Annotated in this window: 7 protein-coding genes, 2 tRNA genes, 3 rRNA genes, 1 pseudogene and 2 riboswitches; of the genes and pseudogenes, 4 read left to right on the forward strand and 9 right to left on the reverse strand. The window is 62.1% G+C overall.

Features of this window, described 5'->3' with window-relative positions; genetic code table 11:
* Positions 1-78 precede the first annotated feature (78 nt).
* The 5 genes from rrf to OKW43_RS00025 form a co-directional block, all read right to left on the reverse strand.
* Positions 79-192 (reverse strand): 5S ribosomal RNA (gene rrf, locus OKW43_RS00005).
* 211 nt (positions 193-403) lie between these two features.
* Positions 404-3,285 (reverse strand): 23S ribosomal RNA (locus OKW43_RS00010).
* A 366-nt stretch (positions 3,286-3,651) separates the two neighbouring features.
* Positions 3,652-3,727: transfer RNA gene (locus tag OKW43_RS00015), tRNA-Ala, on the reverse strand.
* Between the two features lie 53 nt (positions 3,728-3,780).
* A tRNA-Ile gene (locus OKW43_RS00020) sits at positions 3,781-3,857 on the reverse strand.
* A 77-nt stretch (positions 3,858-3,934) separates the two neighbouring features.
* Positions 3,935-5,467 (reverse strand): 16S ribosomal RNA (locus tag OKW43_RS00025).
* Together the 16S, 23S and 5S rRNA genes with 2 tRNA genes alongside form the textbook arrangement of a ribosomal RNA operon.
* A 543-nt stretch (positions 5,468-6,010) precedes the next feature.
* On the opposite strand from OKW43_RS00025, the gene OKW43_RS00030 reads away from it, so the two are divergent.
* A complete protein-coding gene (locus tag OKW43_RS00030) occupies positions 6,011-6,955 on the forward strand; it encodes a flagellar brake protein (protein WP_429444376.1) in 945 nt (314 codons plus the stop codon).
* A gap of 72 nt (positions 6,956-7,027) precedes the next feature.
* On the opposite strand, the gene OKW43_RS00035 is transcribed toward OKW43_RS00030, so the two are convergent.
* From OKW43_RS00035 to cobW, 4 genes are all read right to left on the reverse strand, one after another.
* Entirely contained in the window at positions 7,028-7,567 is a 540-nt protein-coding gene (locus OKW43_RS00035) for a vWA domain-containing protein (RefSeq protein ID WP_429444378.1), read from the reverse strand.
* A gap of 131 nt (positions 7,568-7,698) precedes the next feature.
* Positions 7,699-8,799 carry an ATP-binding protein gene (locus tag OKW43_RS00040; RefSeq protein WP_429444380.1) on the reverse strand — a complete coding sequence of 367 codons (1,101 nt, stop codon included), beginning with the start codon at positions 8,797-8,799 and terminating at the stop codon, positions 7,699-7,701.
* Positions 8,796-12,614 carry a cobaltochelatase subunit CobN gene (gene cobN, locus OKW43_RS00045; protein WP_429444382.1) on the reverse strand — a complete coding sequence of 1,273 codons (3,819 nt, stop codon included), beginning with the start codon at positions 12,612-12,614 and terminating at the stop codon, positions 8,796-8,798. Before cobN ends, OKW43_RS00040 begins: the two co-directional genes overlap by 4 nt.
* Positions 12,615-12,627: 13 nt before the next feature.
* Positions 12,628-13,719 carry a cobalamin biosynthesis protein CobW gene (gene cobW, locus OKW43_RS00050; RefSeq protein ID WP_429444384.1) on the reverse strand — a complete coding sequence of 364 codons (1,092 nt, stop codon included), beginning with the start codon at positions 13,717-13,719 and terminating at the stop codon, positions 12,628-12,630.
* 95 nt (positions 13,720-13,814) lie between these two features.
* Positions 13,815-14,093: riboswitch (cobalamin riboswitch) on the reverse strand.
* Positions 14,094-14,173: 80 nt separating this feature from the next.
* Positions 14,174-14,432: riboswitch (cobalamin riboswitch) on the forward strand.
* 194 nt (positions 14,433-14,626) lie between these two features.
* On the opposite strand from cobW, the pseudogene cobA reads away from it, so the two are divergent.
* From cobA to cobO, 3 genes and pseudogenes are all read left to right on the forward strand, one after another.
* A pseudogene (cobA, locus tag OKW43_RS00055) lies at positions 14,627-15,364 on the forward strand (uroporphyrinogen-III C-methyltransferase); the annotation flags it as partial.
* Positions 15,365-15,439: 75 nt separating this feature from the next.
* Positions 15,440-15,874 (forward strand): cobalamin biosynthesis protein, encoded by a 435-nt coding sequence (locus OKW43_RS00060; protein ID WP_429447269.1) that lies wholly within the window; start codon positions 15,440-15,442, stop codon positions 15,872-15,874.
* Complete coding sequence (gene cobO / locus OKW43_RS00065) at positions 15,871-16,473, forward strand: cob(I)yrinic acid a,c-diamide adenosyltransferase (protein ID WP_429444386.1); 603 nt, start codon at positions 15,871-15,873, stop codon at positions 16,471-16,473. Before OKW43_RS00060 ends, cobO begins: the two co-directional genes overlap by 4 nt.
* Positions 16,474-16,534 lie beyond the last annotated feature (61 nt).

The following is a 16,534-nucleotide window of genomic DNA, read 5'->3' on the forward strand; positions in this document are numbered from 1 at the left end:
AGTGATGAAACGCGCGATATCGGCCGTGTAAACGCAAAAACCCCACCGCGAGGGGTGGGGTTTCTGACGGGGTAAGGAGCCTGACGATTACCTACTTTCACACGGGCAATCCGCACTATCATTGGCGTGGAGTCGTTTCACGGTCCTGTTCGGGATGGGAAGGGGTGGGACCGACTCGCTATGGTCATCAGGCATGACGGGTTGCTGCGTCGCGGGGTGCGCGCCACAGCCAATCTGGAAGAAGTAGTTTCTGGTGATGCTCACCAGGGTAAGGCAGGTTGTGTTGTTTCTGGCACAACACTGATCTCAACCGTGTGTGGTCTGCATAAGACCCTGCGCTTTGCGCAGGGTGGGGCATCCATAAGCGCTGAAGCGCTAACGGCTGCCGACACACACCGGTTATAGGATCAAGCCTTACGGGCAATTAGTATCAGTTAGCTCAGTACATTACTGTACGTGCACACCTGACCTATCAACGTCCTGGTCTTGAACGACCCTTCAAGGGGCTCGAAGCCCCGGGGATATCTCATCTTAAGGCGAGTTTCCCGCTTAGATGCTTTCAGCGGTTATCTCTTCCGAACATAGCTACCCGGCGATGCCACTGGCGTGACAACCGGTACACCAGAGGTTCGTCCACTCCGGTCCTCTCGTACTAGGAGCAGCCCCCTTCAAATATCCAGCGCCCACGGCAGATAGGGACCAAACTGTCTCACGACGTTTTAAACCCAGCTCACGTACCTCTTTAAATGGCGAACAGCCATACCCTTGGGACCGGCTACAGCCCCAGGATGAGATGAGCCGACATCGAGGTGCCAAACACCGCCGTCGATATGAACTCTTGGGCGGTATCAGCCTGTTATCCCCAGAGTACCTTTTATCCGTTGAGCGATGGCCCTTCCATACAGAACCACCGGATCACTATGACCTGCTTTCGCACCTGTTCGACTTGTCAGTCTCACAGTCAAGCACGCTTATGCCATTGCACTATCAGCACGATTTCCGACCGTACCTAGCGTACCTTCGTACTCCTCCGTTACACTTTGGGAGGAGACCGCCCCAGTCAAACTGCCTACCATGCACTGTCCCCGATCCGGATCACGGACCAGGGTTAGAACCTCAAACAGATCAGGGTGGTATTTCAAGGTCGGCTCCACGCAAACTGGCGTTCACGCTTCACAGCCTCCCACCTATCCTACACAGACCGGTTCAAAGTCCAATGCAAAGCTACAGTAAAGGTTCATGGGGTCTTTCCGTCTAGCCGCGGGGAGATTGCATCATCACAAACACTTCAACTTCGCTGAGTCTCGGGAGGAGACAGTGTGGCCATCGTTACGCCATTCGTGCAGGTCGGAACTTACCCGACAAGGAATTTCGCTACCTTAGGACCGTTATAGTTACGGCCGCCGTTTACCGGGACTTCAATCAGGAGCTTGCACCCCATCATTTAATCTTCCGGCACCGGGCAGGCGTCACACCCTATACGTCCACTTTCGTGTTTGCAGAGTGCTGTGTTTTTATTAAACAGTCGCAGCCACCAGTTTATTGCAACCCTTTCACCCTTCTGGCGCAGGCCAGTCAGGCTATGAGGGCGTACCTTATCCCGAAGTTACGGTACCAATTTGCCGAGTTCCTTCTCCCGAGTTCTCTCAAGCGCCTTAGAATACTCATCTCGCCCACCTGTGTCGGTTTGCGGTACGGTCACTGTGAAACTGAAGCTTAGAGGCTTTTCCTGGAACCCCTTCCAGTTGCTTCGTCGCCTAAGCGACTCGCCTCGCACCCTTGAATCCCGCGCCCGGATTTGCCAAAGCGCCTTCTCCAATGCAAGGACCGGGACTTCCAACACCCGGACAACCTTCCGCGATCCGTCCCCCCATCGCATTTCACAATGGTGCAGAAATATTAATCTGCTTCCCATCAGCTACGCATTTCTGCCTCGCCTTAGGGGCCGACTCACCCTACGCCGATGAACGTTGCGTAGGAAACCTTGGGCTTACGGCGAGGGGGCCTTTCACCCCCTTTATCGCTACTCATGTCAGCATTCGCACTTCCGATACCTCCAGCACACTTTCCAGTGCACCTTCGCAGGCTTACGGAACGCTCTCCTACCATGCACATTACTGTGCATCCGCAGCTTCGGTATATGGCTTAGCCCCGTTACATCTTCCGCGCAGGACGACTCGATCAGTGAGCTATTACGCTTTCTTTAAAGGGTGGCTGCTTCTAAGCCAACCTCCTGACTGTTTTAGCCTTCCCACTTCGTTTCCCACTTAGCCATATTTGGGGACCTTAGCTGGCGGTCTGGGTTGTTTCCCTCTTGACACCGGACGTTAGCACCCGATGTCTGTCTCCCGTGATTGCACTCTTCGGTATTCGGAGTTTGCTATGGCGTAGTAATCCGCAATGGACCCCACAACCATGACAGTGCTCTACCCCCGAAGGTGATACACGAGGCACTACCTAAATAGTTTTCGGAGAGAACCAGCTATTTCCAGGTTTGTTTAGCCTTTCACCCCTATCCACAGCTCATCCCCTAACTTTTCAACGTTAGTGGGTTCGGTCCTCCAGCACGTGTTACCGTGCCTTCAACCTGGCCATGGATAGATCACCTGGTTTCGGGTCTACACCCAGCGACTGGACGCCCTGTTCGGACTCGCTTTCGCTACGCCTGCCCTAATCGGTTAAGCTCGCCACTGAATGTAAGTCGCTGACCCATTATACAAAAGGTACGCCGTCACCCCTTCGCAGAGGCTCCGACTGTTTGTATGCATGCGGTTTCAGGATCTGTTTCACTCCCCTCCCGGGGTTCTTTTCGCCTTTCCCTCACGGTACTGGTTCACTATCGGTCGATCACGAGTATTTAGCCTTGGAGGATGGTCCCCCCATCTTCAGACAGGATTTCACGTGTCCCGCCCTACTTCTCGTACACCCAGTCCTTCCATGCTGTTTTCGTCTACAGGGCTATCACCTGCTATGGCCGCACTTTCCAGAGCGTTCGACTAACAATACAGATAACGTGTACAGGCTGCTCCCATTTCGCTCGCCACTACTCTGGGAATCTCGGTTGATTTCTTTTCCTGCGGTTACTTAGATGTTTCAGTTCACCGCGTTCGCTTCGCGTAGCCTATGGATTCAGCTACGGATACCTCAGAAGAGGTGGGTTTCCCCATTCGGACATCTCCGGATCAAGGCTCGTTTGCCAGCTCCCCGGAGCTTTTCGCAGGCTACCGCGTCCTTCATCGCCTGTGATCGCCAAGGCATCCACCACATGCACTTGTTCGCTTGACCCTATAACGGGTGTGTCTCTGTCGACCAGTGTTAGCGCTTTAGCGCTTACTCTGGTCCCATCCCCGGAGGGGACAGGTTCCCGAAGGAGTCGACCATTCACGTTCCGCTACAGGTTGAGTATTCGTGTTGCGCCGTATTCCAAAGCGATCTCTCGATCACCTTTAAAATACATCGATACAATCACAACCCTGATTCACCTACTCACACACCCATCTCCAGGCACGCTTTCGTGAATCTCCTTACTACTTCTTCCTGATTGTTAAAGAACGACAGCCGATATAAAGCTCGTGCCTCATACCGCCCTGACTGGCTCAATCGCCAATGCGCAACGCTCTGCCTTCATGCAGAGCCCTGCGCATTGAGGATTGGTGGAGGATGACGGGATCGAACCGACGACCCCCTGCTTGCAAAGCAGGTGCTCTCCCAGCTGAGCTAATCCCCCAGTCCCACAGCTATTCCAGAGGCCCCAGCCCTTCAGCTCACCAGACAAGACACTGGTGGGTCTGGATGGATTCGAACCATCGACCCCCGCCTTATCAAGACGGTGCTCTAACCGGCTGAGCTACAGACCCCTGAGCCTGTCTGCGTTTTCTTTCATCACCACAGCCGATAAGCGTGAGCACTTGATGCGAGCAATGCTCGACTCTGGAAAGGAGGTGATCCAGCCGCACCTTCCGATACGGCTACCTTGTTACGACTTCACCCCAGTCATGAATCCTACCGTGGTGACCGTCCTCCTTGCGGTTAGACTAGCCACTTCTGGTAAAACCCACTCCCATGGTGTGACGGGCGGTGTGTACAAGACCCGGGAACGTATTCACCGCGGCATGCTGATCCGCGATTACTAGCGATTCCAGCTTCACGCACTCGAGTTGCAGAGTGCGATCCGGACTACGATCGGTTTTCCGGGATTGGCTCCACCTCGCGGCTTGGCAACCCTCTGTTCCGACCATTGTATGACGTGTGAAGCCCTACCCATAAGGGCCATGAGGACTTGACGTCATCCCCACCTTCCTCCGGTTTGTCACCGGCAGTCTCCCTGGAGTGCTCTTGCGTAGCAACTAGGGACAAGGGTTGCGCTCGTTGCGGGACTTAACCCAACATCTCACGACACGAGCTGACGACAGCCATGCAGCACCTGTGTTATGGCTCCCTTTCGGGCACCCCCGGCTCTCGCCAGGATTCCATACATGTCAAGGGTAGGTAAGGTTTTTCGCGTTGCATCGAATTAATCCACATCATCCACCGCTTGTGCGGGTCCCCGTCAATTCCTTTGAGTTTTAATCTTGCGACCGTACTCCCCAGGCGGTCAACTTCACGCGTTAGCTTCGTTACCAAGCCAATGAAGGCCCGACAACCAGTTGACATCGTTTAGGGCGTGGACTACCAGGGTATCTAATCCTGTTTGCTCCCCACGCTTTCGTGCATGAGCGTCAGTATTGGCCCAGGGGGCTGCCTTCGCCATCGGTGTTCCTCCACATCTCTACGCATTTCACTGCTACACGTGGAATTCCACCCCCCTCTGCCATACTCCAGCGCTGCAGTCACCAATGCAGTTCCCAGGTTAAGCCCGGGGATTTCACATCGGTCTTACAGCACCGCCTGCGCACGCTTTACGCCCAGTAATTCCGATTAACGCTCGCACCCTACGTATTACCGCGGCTGCTGGCACGTAGTTAGCCGGTGCTTATTCTTCCGGTACCGTCATCCCCCAGGGGTATTAGCCCCGGAGCTTTCTTTCCGGACAAAAGTGCTTTACAACCCGAAGGCCTTCTTCACACACGCGGCATTGCTGGATCAGGGTTGCCCCCATTGTCCAAAATTCCCCACTGCTGCCTCCCGTAGGAGTCTGGGCCGTGTCTCAGTCCCAGTGTGGCTGGTCGTCCTCTCAGACCAGCTACAGATCGTCGGCTTGGTAGGCCTTTACCCCACCAACTACCTAATCTGCCATCGGCCGCCCCTTGAGCGCGAGGTCCCGAAAGATCCCCCGCTTTCCTCCTCAGAGCGTATGCGGTATTAATCCGGCTTTCGCCGGGCTATCCCCCACTCCAGGACACGTTCCGATGTATTACTCACCCGTTCGCCACTCGCCACCAGACCGAAGTCCGTGCTGCCGTCCGACTTGCATGTGTAAGGCATGCCGCCAGCGTTCAATCTGAGCCAGGATCAAACTCTTCAGTTCAAACCTGTTACTGTTTTCGGTCCATCTCTGAACCGGTCGCTCACTCAACGTACTGACGATGATCAATCCGTCTTCCGACAGATCAACCTTCCTCTGATACTGTGTGAGGCTTCTCGATACTGTTGCCTGACAGCAGGTTCCGCAGAACCCGCCGTCGCACCGCGCATCAAGCGCCCACACTTATCGGCTGTTAGTTTTTAAAGATCGTTCCGCCCAACCCGCAGCACCTGCACCACAACCACCGGCACCGCTTCGTTTGCGTCGCTGCATCTGCAGCAGAGAAACGAGATTATGGAGAGCGGCCCGTGCCCCGTCAATACCCTTCTCACCATTTATTTTAAAAAGTTGAAGAGCTTAAAAATTGAGCAACCTCGCGCGAGATTCCAATTGCTTAGACATCCGAGTTAATTTGCCAAAAACCCAACAAGGACAAATCAAAGTAGTCCGCGCACAGCTCGAACCCACCACCCTCCCCCAAAATTAAAGTTTTACTCTTCCCTGCCGAGAACCAGATCATCCCGCAACTTAAATCAGCCGCCGAATATGGATCATCCCGTCGACGCACACGTCGATGAAGAGCCGCCCGCCGCTGCATCGCCGGCGCTCGAGCCTGAAACGGTGCCGGTAGGCACGCCCCTACCGTGGCCGATCGTCGATGCCGACGGCACGTTGCTCTTCGCAAGCGCCACGACACTCGCGACCACCGACGAGCGTGCCTTCCTGTTTCAACACTTCCACCCGCAACGCGGCGACCTGCCCGGCCTCAGCGCACAACAACCGCCGGCGCCCACGGCCCAGCCTGAGCACGCCGGTGAACTGACGCTCAAGGAGATGCACCTCGAGATCGGCGCATTGATCGGCATGCGCTCGCAGCCCGGCAGCGGCGCCACGATGCACCCTTGCCGCATCATCGGTTTCGCGCCGAATCATGCGCTGTTCGTCACGCCGCCGATACAGCAGGGCCAACCGCTGCCGCTCACGCCCGGCGAGAATGTCGAGATCGTCGCGATCGCGAGTCAAGCCGTGTTCCGTTTCGTCTGCACGGTCGAAGCAGTCTGCCGCCTGCCGTTCGACTATGTGGTGTTGTCGCGGCCTGGCGCGGTCCGCCGGTTACGCGAGCGCAAATCGATCCGCGTCCATACGCACCTGCCCGTGCGATTTGGCATCGGCGGGGACGGCGATACCTACGAGGGCCTCGGACTCGCGAACGGCATCAGCACGCTCGGCATGTCGTTGAGTGCGCCATGGACACTCGGCGAGCTAGGCGAGCGCTTGCGCATAGCGTTCCGGCTGAAGTCGGCCGAATACGATTCGCAGATCGAGACGACGGCCGTGATCCGCAACGTTCAGAAGGGCAAAACGCCTGGCGAACCGTCCATGCACGGGCTTGAACTGGGTCAACTCGATGCCGCTCAACAGATGGCGATGAAGGTGTTCGTGTTCGATCGTCAAGAGAATGTGCAGCACTGGTCCAACGGTCTGAAATGAGCGGTACGGCTGGGAAGCAACGCACCTGCAGATGCAGATGCAGCGGGGCCGACCACGCTACGCACGCATCGATCAGCCGATCAGGTCTTCCAGCGTCAACCGCCGCGCTCCCCACGCATTGGCGAGCACTTCGCAGCGGCCGAGCCTGATCGCACCACGCTCGAAATCGACGAATACGACTTCATCGGCGCCGGCCGGACGCGCGGGTTCGTCGCGCGTGCGGCCGTCGGTCAGAATCCATAGCCAACGCTGCTGGGCCGGCCGTCGCCGCGCGCTGCGCTCGAGCAGTTGCTTGGCGCGGCGCACGCCCGACGCGAGCGGCGAACCGCCGCCTCCGCCGACCGGCGCGAGCCATCGCTCGTTCCACCAGCGCGGCACGGCGGGGCCGAAGCGCACGTCCGCGCCCGCACCGCCGAAGCAGATCAGCGCGGCCTCGGCGCGCATCGCACTCGCACGGTCGAACAAACTGATCAGCAGACCCTTCGCGAGCGCGAGGCGCTGGCCCGCCAGCATCGACCCGGAGCAATCGAGCACGAAGCAATGCAGCACCCCGCCGCGCGGCATTTCGCGTACGAAGCGCAGATGCTCGCGACGCAGCGTGCGCCCGCGCATCGCGGCGAGCGTCGCTGGCCATGCGATGCGCCGGCCCGGTGCGGCACGCGATGTATCGCGCGAACCCGCCCCCGCCCCTTGCCGCCATCGAAAACCGCTGCGCGAGTCAGCGGCGGCGCCTTTCCGATGGCTCAGCGTTTTTTTGCGTCGAGCGGAATCACGCCTTTGACAGGCACAGCCGCCATCGGCTCGGGCGGCAGGTAGCCCCAGTCGGGGTCGGCGGAAGACGTCGTGGATGCAGCTGGATGGCCAGACGCACTGCCTGCGACGTCCTGTGGCCGCGCCTCGCCTTCCTGCTGGCGCTGATTCGCATGTGGCGCATCATGCTGACGCCGCCGATGAAGCAGCACCGCATCGGCAACGCGCTCCACATGTCGCACCGTCACCGCATCCGCCCGTTCGAAAGCAGCCAGCGCGCGCGCCGCGCGCAGCATCACGAGGTCGGCGCGCAGGCCGTCGACGGCCGCGTCGATGCATAGGGCGCTCACGCGCGCATGGACGGCGTCATCGAACGACAGCAGCGGCAGCGCCGCGCGCGCCGCGCAAATTTGCTGCACGTACGAAGCCTGTTGCGCCGCATAAGCGGCACGAAAGCCAGTGGGGTCGACATCGAACGCAAACCGCGCTTTCACGATCGCTTGCCGCACCTGCGGCTCGAACGCATTCTGCAACTCCACCATCAGACCGAAACGGTCGATCAGTTGCGGCCGCAACTCGCCCTCTTCGGGATTCATCGTGCCGATCAGCACGAAGCTCGCGTCATGACTATGCGACACGCCATCGCGTTCCACGGTATTCACGCCGCTCGCCGCCGCATCGAGCAACGCATCGACGAGCGCGTCGGACAGCAGATTGACTTCGTCGACGTACAGCACGCCACGGTGCGCCTTCGCGAGCAGCCCCGGCGAGAAGCGCACCGACCCGTCGCGCAGCACGGTTTCGATATCGAGCGTGCCGATCAGGCGATCCTCGCTCGCGCCAAGCGGCAGATCGACGAACCGTCCTTCCGGCAGCAACTCGGCAAGCGCGCGCGCGGCGGTCGACTTCGCGGTGCCACGCGGTCCGCTGATCAGTACGCCACCCAGGCCCGGATCGATCGCCGCGAGCACCAGCGCCTGCTGCAACGAGGTCTGGCCGATCAGCGCCGCAAACGGAAAAACCGGCCGCAGCGCCGTGCCCGACGCACAGCCTGCGCTGCCAACGTCGTCCGCTCCCCGCATCGCTCCATTCATGTTTGTCTTCCTTCGATCTGCTGTTCGCTCGCGAGCAGATGCGTTTCCACCTGCGCGGTATAGTCGCCCGGTTGCTGCCACAGGCCGCGCTGCATCGCTTCGAGCAAACGCTCGCAGATCGAATGCAGCGCATGCGGATTGTGCCGTTGCATGAACGCGCGCGTATCGGCGTCATTCAGATAAGCGTCGGCGACGAGCGCGTATTGATGATCCGCGATCACGCGCGCGGTCGCGTCGTAGCCATACAGATAATCGACGGTCGCGGCGATCTCGGCCGCACCCTTGTAGCCGTGACGCTTCACGCCGTCGAGCCATTTCGGATTGACCACGCGCGAGCGGATCACGCGCGCGATCTCCTCGTGCAACGTCCGCACGCGCGGCGCGGCCGGATTGCTGTGATCGGCATGATAGATACGCGGCTGCTGACCGGCCAGATGCCGCACCGCCGCGACCATGCCGCCCTGAAACTGGTAGTAGTCGTTCGAATCGAGCACGTCGTGCTCGCGGTTGTCCTGGTTCTGCAGCACGAGGTCCATCGCCGCGAGGCGGGCGCCAAACGCTTGATGCGCTTGCTCGCCCGCGCTGTTCTGCGCGTACGCATATCCGCCCCACGCCTGATACGCGTTCGCGAGATCGGCGTCGCTCTGCCATTGGCGTGAGTCGATCATCTGTTGCAGACCCGCGCCGTACGCGCCGGGCCGCGCGCTGAACACGCGCCAGCCGGCGCGCTTGCGCGCTTCGGCCGGGTCCATGCCGCGCGCGATCAACGCATCGCGTTCACGCTGCACGCGCGCGCGAACCGGATTCAGCTGCGCGGGTTCGTCGAGTTCGGCAACCGCTTGCACAGCCGCATCGAACAGATGCATCACGTTCGCGAACGCATCGCGAAAGAAACCGGATACGCGCAACGTGACGTCGATACGCGGCCGGTCGAACGCCTCGATCGGCATGATCTCGAAGTCCGTCACGCGATGGCTGCCGGGCGCCCACTTCGGCCGCACGCCGAGCAACGCGAGCGCCTGCGCGATATCGTCGCCGCCGGTGCGCATCGTCGCGGTGCCCCAGACCGACAGGCCGATCGCGCGCGGATAATCGCCGTGCTCCTGCAGATGCCGCTCGATCAGTTGCTGCGCCGATTTCAAGCCGAGTGCCCACGCGGCTTGCGTCGGCACCGCGCGCGTGTCGACCGAATAGAAGTTGCGGCCGGTGGGCAGCACGTCGGGCCGTCCGCGCGACGGCGAGCCGCTCGGACCCGGCGGCACGAAACGTCCTTCGAGGCCGCGCTTCAGTTGCGTCATTTCCTGCGGACCGCAGGCGTCGAGGCGCGGCAGCACGTCGTCGCGCAGGCGCGCGATCACCTGTGCCGCATGCGGCAGACTTTTGTCGGCTACCGGTACGGCTCGCGAACCATTCGCGTCATCCCAATCGACACCGCACACGCCGCGCAACAACTCGCCCGCGAGCAACTCCAACCGCTCGCGCGTATCGCCGGAATGTCGCCATGGTGCGTCGCTGACCTGCTGCAATACTTCGGGACGTGGGCCGTCCCATACGGCTGCCCAATCCACGGTCAACGGATCGAACCGATGATCGATGCGCAGATCGCGCGCCAGCGCGTCGACGAGCCCCGCATTGCCGCGCTGTCCATCGCCGATCGGAAAGCGCCCCAGCGCGAGCAGCGTATCGCGCCGCTGCACGCCGCGCGGCGACTGCCCGAACGTATGCAGGCCATCGCGAATCTGCGCTTCCTTCAGCTCGCACAGCCACGCATCGACGCGGGTGAGCAGCGCGTCTTCATCGTCCTGACCGTTCGGAGCCGCGAGGCTCAACTCTTCGTGCAGCCGATGCTCGACGATCGTCGCCAGAATCGTGCGGCGCAGCAGCTTCGCGCGACGCGGATCGACCATCAATGCCTCGTAGTATTCGTCGACCTGGCGTTCGAGGTCCTGCAGCGGTCCATAGTTTTCGGCGCGCGTAAGCGGCGGCATCAGATGATCGACGATGACCGCCTGCGCGCGCCGCTTCGCCTGGCTGCCCTCGCCCGGATCGTTGACGATGAACGGATACAGGTGCGGCATCGGCCCGAGAATCAGATCGGGCCAGCACGCGTCGCTCAACGCAACGCTTTTGCCCGGCAGCCATTCCAGGTTGCCGTGCTTGCCGACGTGCACGAGCGCGTCGATGCCGAACTGATGGCGCAGCCAGAAATAGAACGCGAGATACGCATGCGGCGGCACGAGCTCCGCGTCGTGATAGCTCGCGTAGTCGCCTTGCTCGCGCGAACGCGAAGGCTGGATGCCGACGAACACCTGCCCGCAGCGCCAGCCGGCGATCACGAAGCGACCGCGCCGCAGCGTGGGGTCTTGTTCGGGCTTGCCCCAGCGCGCGTTCAACGCGTCGCGCACGCTGGTCGGCAATGCGTTGAAATGCGCGAGATAGTCGTCGAGTGCAAGGCTTTGCAGGGCCGGACGCAGATCGCGCACCACCGGATCGTTGGTCACGCCTTCGGTCAGCCGGTTCAACAATGCGTCGCCGTGTCCGGGCAATTCGCCGACACGATAGCCTTCGTCGCGCAGCATCGACAGAATGCCGACCACCGACGCCGGCGTATCGAGCCCCACGCCATTGCCGATGCGCCCTTCGCTCATCGGATAGTTCGCGAGGATCAACGCGACCTTCTTGTCGGTGTTATCGAGCGAACGCAGACGGCACCAGCGGCGGCTCAGCTCGGCGAGAAAACGCACCCGTTCGAGGTCGGGCTGATAGCGGACCACGTCGACCTGCGTATGCGCACAGCGATACGCGAGCCCCTTGAAGCTGATCGCGCGCGTGATGATGCGCCCGTCCACTTCGGGCAGCGCGATATGCATCGCGATGTCGCGCGAATTGAGGCCGTGATTGTCCTTCAGCCAATCTTCGCGATTGCCGCCGCTCAGGATCACCTGAAACACCGGCGCGTCGCCGGCCAGCGCGAGCGGCTCGGGATCGTCGATCGCGGACGCGGCGAACGCGGTCGTGTTCAGCACGAGCGCGGCACCATGCTGCGCGCACAGCGACTGCACGACATCGCGGCTTAGCGCATCCTTCAACGACGTGATCGCGAGCGGCAGCGGATTGAGCCCTTGCGCTTCGAGCGCATCGATCATCGCATCGAAGACCGCGGTATTGGCGGCCTGCAGATGCGCCTTGTAGAACAGGATCGCGACGACCGGCGCGTCCCGCCGCCAGCGCGCCTGCCAGTCGGCGATGGTCGGCGTATCGCGCTCAGGGTGATACAGCGACGCGGCTGGCAACGCGCGCGGCGGCTCGGGCTCGCGTCCCCAGTCGAGCACGCGATAGGCGATGCAGCGCAAAAACGCCTCGGCGTTCTGCGGGCCGCCCTCGCGCAGATAGCGCCACAACTGCTGACATAGCTCGGCGCTCGCGGTGCTGCGTGCGAGCAGATTCGGATCTTCCTGCAGGTCACCGGAAAACATCGCGAGCGTTTGCTGTTTGCGCTGCGCGAGCGCGACCACCTGCTCGATGCCGTACGGCCAATACGTTTCGCCGCCGAGATGATCGACCACGACGACGCGAGCATGCTGCAACACGTCGTCGATATAGAAATCGACCGAGGCCGGCTGACGCAGATAGGTGACGTTCGCGAGCCGCACGCTCGGGAAGCCGTCGCCCAGACGCGGCACCACGCTTGCGAGCAGCGACAGCGTGGTATCGGCGGAACTGAGCACGACGATATCGGCGGGCTGCTGATCGATGCGGATCACGCCCTGCGTATCGTCGACGAAGCCGCCCGGCGTCGTGCGCAGCAGATGCATACTGGCGCGCCCGTTATGCCGTCGCGTTCGACGTCGCGCCAAGCGCCGCGTCGAACGCCTGTTGCAGCGCGTGTCGATCGAGGTCTTCGCCGATCAGCACGAAGCGGCTCAACGCGCCTTCGCCATTTTCGCCCGCCTGCCAGCGCCGGTCGAAGTAGCTGTCGAAGCGCCGGCCCACGCCCTGGATCACGAGACGCATCGCCGCGCCCGGCAACGCGGCGAAGCCTTTGACACGGTAAATCGTGTGGCTTTCGACAAGCGCCTGCAAGGCGGCGAGCGCCGCGTCGCGCGAGCGCACACCGGCCTGCACGACGACCGAATCGAATTCGTCGTGGTGATGATCGGGGTCGTCGGCGGAACCGTGATGGTCGTGACGCAGGTGGATCGTCTGTTCCGACGCCGCTTCGAGGCCCAGCAGCGTATGCAGGTCGAGCCGCCCCTGCTGCGCGCGTACGATCTTCACCTGCGGCGGAATCTCCGCGCGGATCGCGGCTTCGACCTCGTGCTGCCGCGCATCGTCGATCAGATCGGTCTTGTTCAGAATCACCAGATCGGCCGCCGACAACTGGTCTTCGAACAGTTCGTGCAGCGGCGACTCGTGATCGAGACTCGGATCGGCCTTGCGCTGCGCATCGACGGCAAGCGGGTTATCGGCGAACTGGCCGCTTGCGGCGGCCGGCCCGTCCACCATCGTCACCACCGCGTCGACCGTGAAGCCGTTGCGGATTTGCGGCCAGTTGAACGCCTGCACGAGCGGCTTCGGCAACGCCAGCCCCGACGTTTCGATCAGCACGTGATCGAGTTCGTCACGGCGTTCCGCGAGCTTTTCCATCACCGGAAAAAATTCTTCCTGCACGGTGCAGCACAAACAACCGTTCGCGAGTTCATACAATTGCCCTTCGGTCTCGTCACCGTTTTCATCGCAACCGATGCCGCAGCCCTTGAGGATTTCCCCATCGATGCCGAGCTCGCCGAACTCGTTGACGATCACCGCGATGCGCTTGCCGCCCGCATGCTGAAGAATATGCCGCAGCAGCGTGGTTTTGCCGCTGCCGAGAAAGCCCGTGACGATCGTGACGGGAATCTTGCGCAATTGAGTTTGCATCGTGAGGTCCATCCGTTGGCGACGGCATGGCCGCGACAACGGAAATACAGAAAGCGGAGATGAGGTCATGAACGCGCCGCCGCATCCCCGCGGCGTACGTTCTGCTTCTTCAGGCCGGTATCCGGGCTGGCGAAAGCGCCGCTTCCCCTTCCCGGCCGAGTGGTTTCTCGTCCAGTGGTGAGATGTCGACGCGACCTTGCGCGAGGACATCGAAGCCGGCACCGCGGTGCCCCGGCCATCGAGCCGGAACCGCTTTTCGCTTACCGTTGCGGGGACAGCACAGGTTAGCCGTTGCAGAGCAGGTGGCTCCCTGTTTCCCGTTTAACTGCATGCGCACGAACGCGCACGCGAGCACCCAAAGTGCGTGCGAGTGTAGGCCCGCGACCTTGCGCAGTCAAGGAACCCAGCGTGCCGAAAAGCGCCGCCGACGCTTATCCGGCAAGGCGCCATGTGCTATCGTATGCGCGCGTTTGGTGCTCGCACATGCGTTCGCGTGTGCAGTTAAACGGGAAACAGGCAGCGCGTCGCGCGTTCAACCTGTGCTGTCCCCGCAACGGTAAGCGACCTGCGGCGCGCGATTCGATTCGCTGTCGATTCGGACGTGCCGCGCATGCGTTTTTGATGCCACTGTCCCGCGAATCCGCAAACCGGGACGGGAAGGCAAAGCGCGTGAGGCCGCCAGCCCGGATACCGGCCAGACGCGGAGGCGGCGCCGCATGCATCCGTGCATCAGGTTGCGCCGCCGGCCGCCGGAATCCGCGGGGAACGGATGTGAAGGCGTAGCAGCGCGGCATCGCGCGTGCCCGGATTCGCTGTACCGCATGACCTCTATGTTCACCGCCGCGCGCGCTGTCGCACGCCGCTTCTCTTCTTCCATCACCGCATGGCGCGCGCCGTGCACGCCGCGATGACGCGCGCCTGGCTGATCGGCGCCGGTCCCGGCGACGTCGAACTGATCACGCTGAAGGCCACCCGCGCGCTCGCGCAGGCCGATGTCGTGCTCGTCGACGATCTGGTGAATCCCGACGTGCTGCAGTTCGCGCGCGCCAACGCGCAAGTCGTGTACGTCGGCAAACGCGGCGGCCATCCATCGACGCCGCAAGCCGACATCGTCGCGCAAATGCTCGGGCATCTGCGCGCGGGGCGCAGCGTTGCGCGGCTCAAGGGCGGCGATCCGTTCGTGTTCGGCCGCGGTGGCGAAGAGTTGCAGGCGCTGCAGGCCGCGGGAATCGAAGTCGACGTGATCAACGGCATCACGGCCGGCATCGCGGCGCCCGCCGCGCTCGGCATCGCGGTCACGCATCGCGATTACGCGCAGGGCGTCGTGTTCGTCACCGGCCACGGCGCTGGCAGTGGCGAACCGGACTGGGCCGCGCTCGCCGCGACGCGCATGACGCTCGTGATCTATATGGGCATGCGCCGGCTCGGCGAGATCGCCCGCGCGTTGCTCGCGGCCGGCATGTCCGCCGACACGCCCTGCGCGGCGATCGAGTCAGCGACGCGGCCTGAGCAGCGTCATGTGCTCGCGCCGCTTCGCGAGTTCGCCGAGGCGGTCGCGCGCGCGGGACTCGGCTCGCCGGCGATCGTCGTGATGGGCGGTGTGGCGTCGCTCGCACTGGCGCGCGATGCGGCCGAACGCGACGCCGGCGTCGCTCGCGAACCAGCAGCGAGCGCGACACGACACGGACGCGGACGCGCGATCAAAACGCTGAGCGTCGGCATCGGTTGCCGCTTGCACAGCGAAGCCGTCGATATCGAAGCCGCCGTACGCGCAGCGCTCGGATCGAATGCCTTCGAGCAGATTCGCGCGATCGCGACGATCGACACCAAAGCCAACGAAGCAGGTCTGCTCGAATTCTGCTCACGTCATCAGCTGCCGCTGCAACTGTTCAGCCGCGAGCAGATCGCCGCCGTACCGGTCGCGTCGCCGTCGGCGGCGGCACACACGCATCTCGGCGTCGATGGTGTGTGCGAGCCGTGCGCGCTGCTGGCGGCAACGGCGCCGGACTGCACCACAACCGCGCAAAACGCGCGTCTAATCGTACGCAAGACCGCGCACGCCGGCATCACGGTGGCGATCGCAGCGGCGAACAACGCTGCCCTTAGCGACGCGACCCCATCCCATCCCGCCTCTCAAGACCAGGACCCTCGATGAAAACCGATCTGGAATCGCATCAACGCATGACCGAACGCCGCCGCGAAGGCCACGAAAAGAAGCAGGCCGGCGCGACCGTCGAAAAAGGCCTGCTGATCGTCAACACCGGCACCGGCAAGGGCAAGAGCACGGCCGCGTTCGGCATGGCCGTGCGGGTGCTCGGCCACGGCATGCGGCTCGGCGTCGTGCAGTTCATCAAAGGCGCGCTGCATACGTCGGAGCGCGATTTCCTCGGCGCAATCGCGCTGTGCGATTTCGTTACGATGGGCGACGGCTACACGTGGAACACGCAGGATCGCGAGGCCGACATGGCGACCGCGCGCAAGGGCTGGAACGAAGCGCGGCGGATGATCGAAAGCGGCGACTATCAGATGGTGATCCTCGATGAACTGAACACCGTGCTGAAGTACGAGTACCTGCCGCTCGACGAAGTGCTTGCCGTCATCAGCGCGCGCGCGCCGATGTTGCACGTCGTCGTGACCGGACGTCACGCGCCGGATGCGCTGATCGAAGCCGCCGACCTCGTCACCGAAATGCGCGCGATCAAGCATCCGTATCGCGAGCAGGGTGTGAAGGCGCAGCGCGGCGTGGAGTTCTGAGCGTTGGCCGTCTCCAAGGCGACTTCGTCCGGGGCGTCCCCCCAGGGGACTTCCTTCGGGG

Source organism: Paraburkholderia sp. WC7.3g (genome assembly GCF_050436345.1).
GTDB lineage: Bacteria > Pseudomonadota > Gammaproteobacteria > Burkholderiales > Burkholderiaceae > Paraburkholderia > Paraburkholderia podalyriae.

Excerpts from the sequence above, each read along its gene's own strand:
- OKW43_RS00030 (WP_429444376.1), top strand. The coding sequence starts at position 6,011 with ATGGATCATCCCGTCGACGCACACGTCGATGAAGAGCCGCCCGCCGCT.
- OKW43_RS00035 (WP_429444378.1), bottom strand. The coding sequence starts at position 7,567 with ATGCGCGGGCGCACGCTGCGTCGCGAGCATCTGCGCTTCGTACGCGAA.
- OKW43_RS00040 (WP_429444380.1), bottom strand. The coding sequence starts at position 8,799 with ATGAATGGAGCGATGCGGGGAGCGGACGACGTTGGCAGCGCAGGCTGT.
- cobN (WP_429444382.1), bottom strand. The coding sequence starts at position 12,614 with ATGCATCTGCTGCGCACGACGCCGGGCGGCTTCGTCGACGATACGCAG.
- cobW (WP_429444384.1), bottom strand. The coding sequence starts at position 13,719 with ATGCAAACTCAATTGCGCAAGATTCCCGTCACGATCGTCACGGGCTTT.
- cobO (WP_429444386.1), top strand. The coding sequence starts at position 15,871 with ATGAAAACCGATCTGGAATCGCATCAACGCATGACCGAACGCCGCCGC.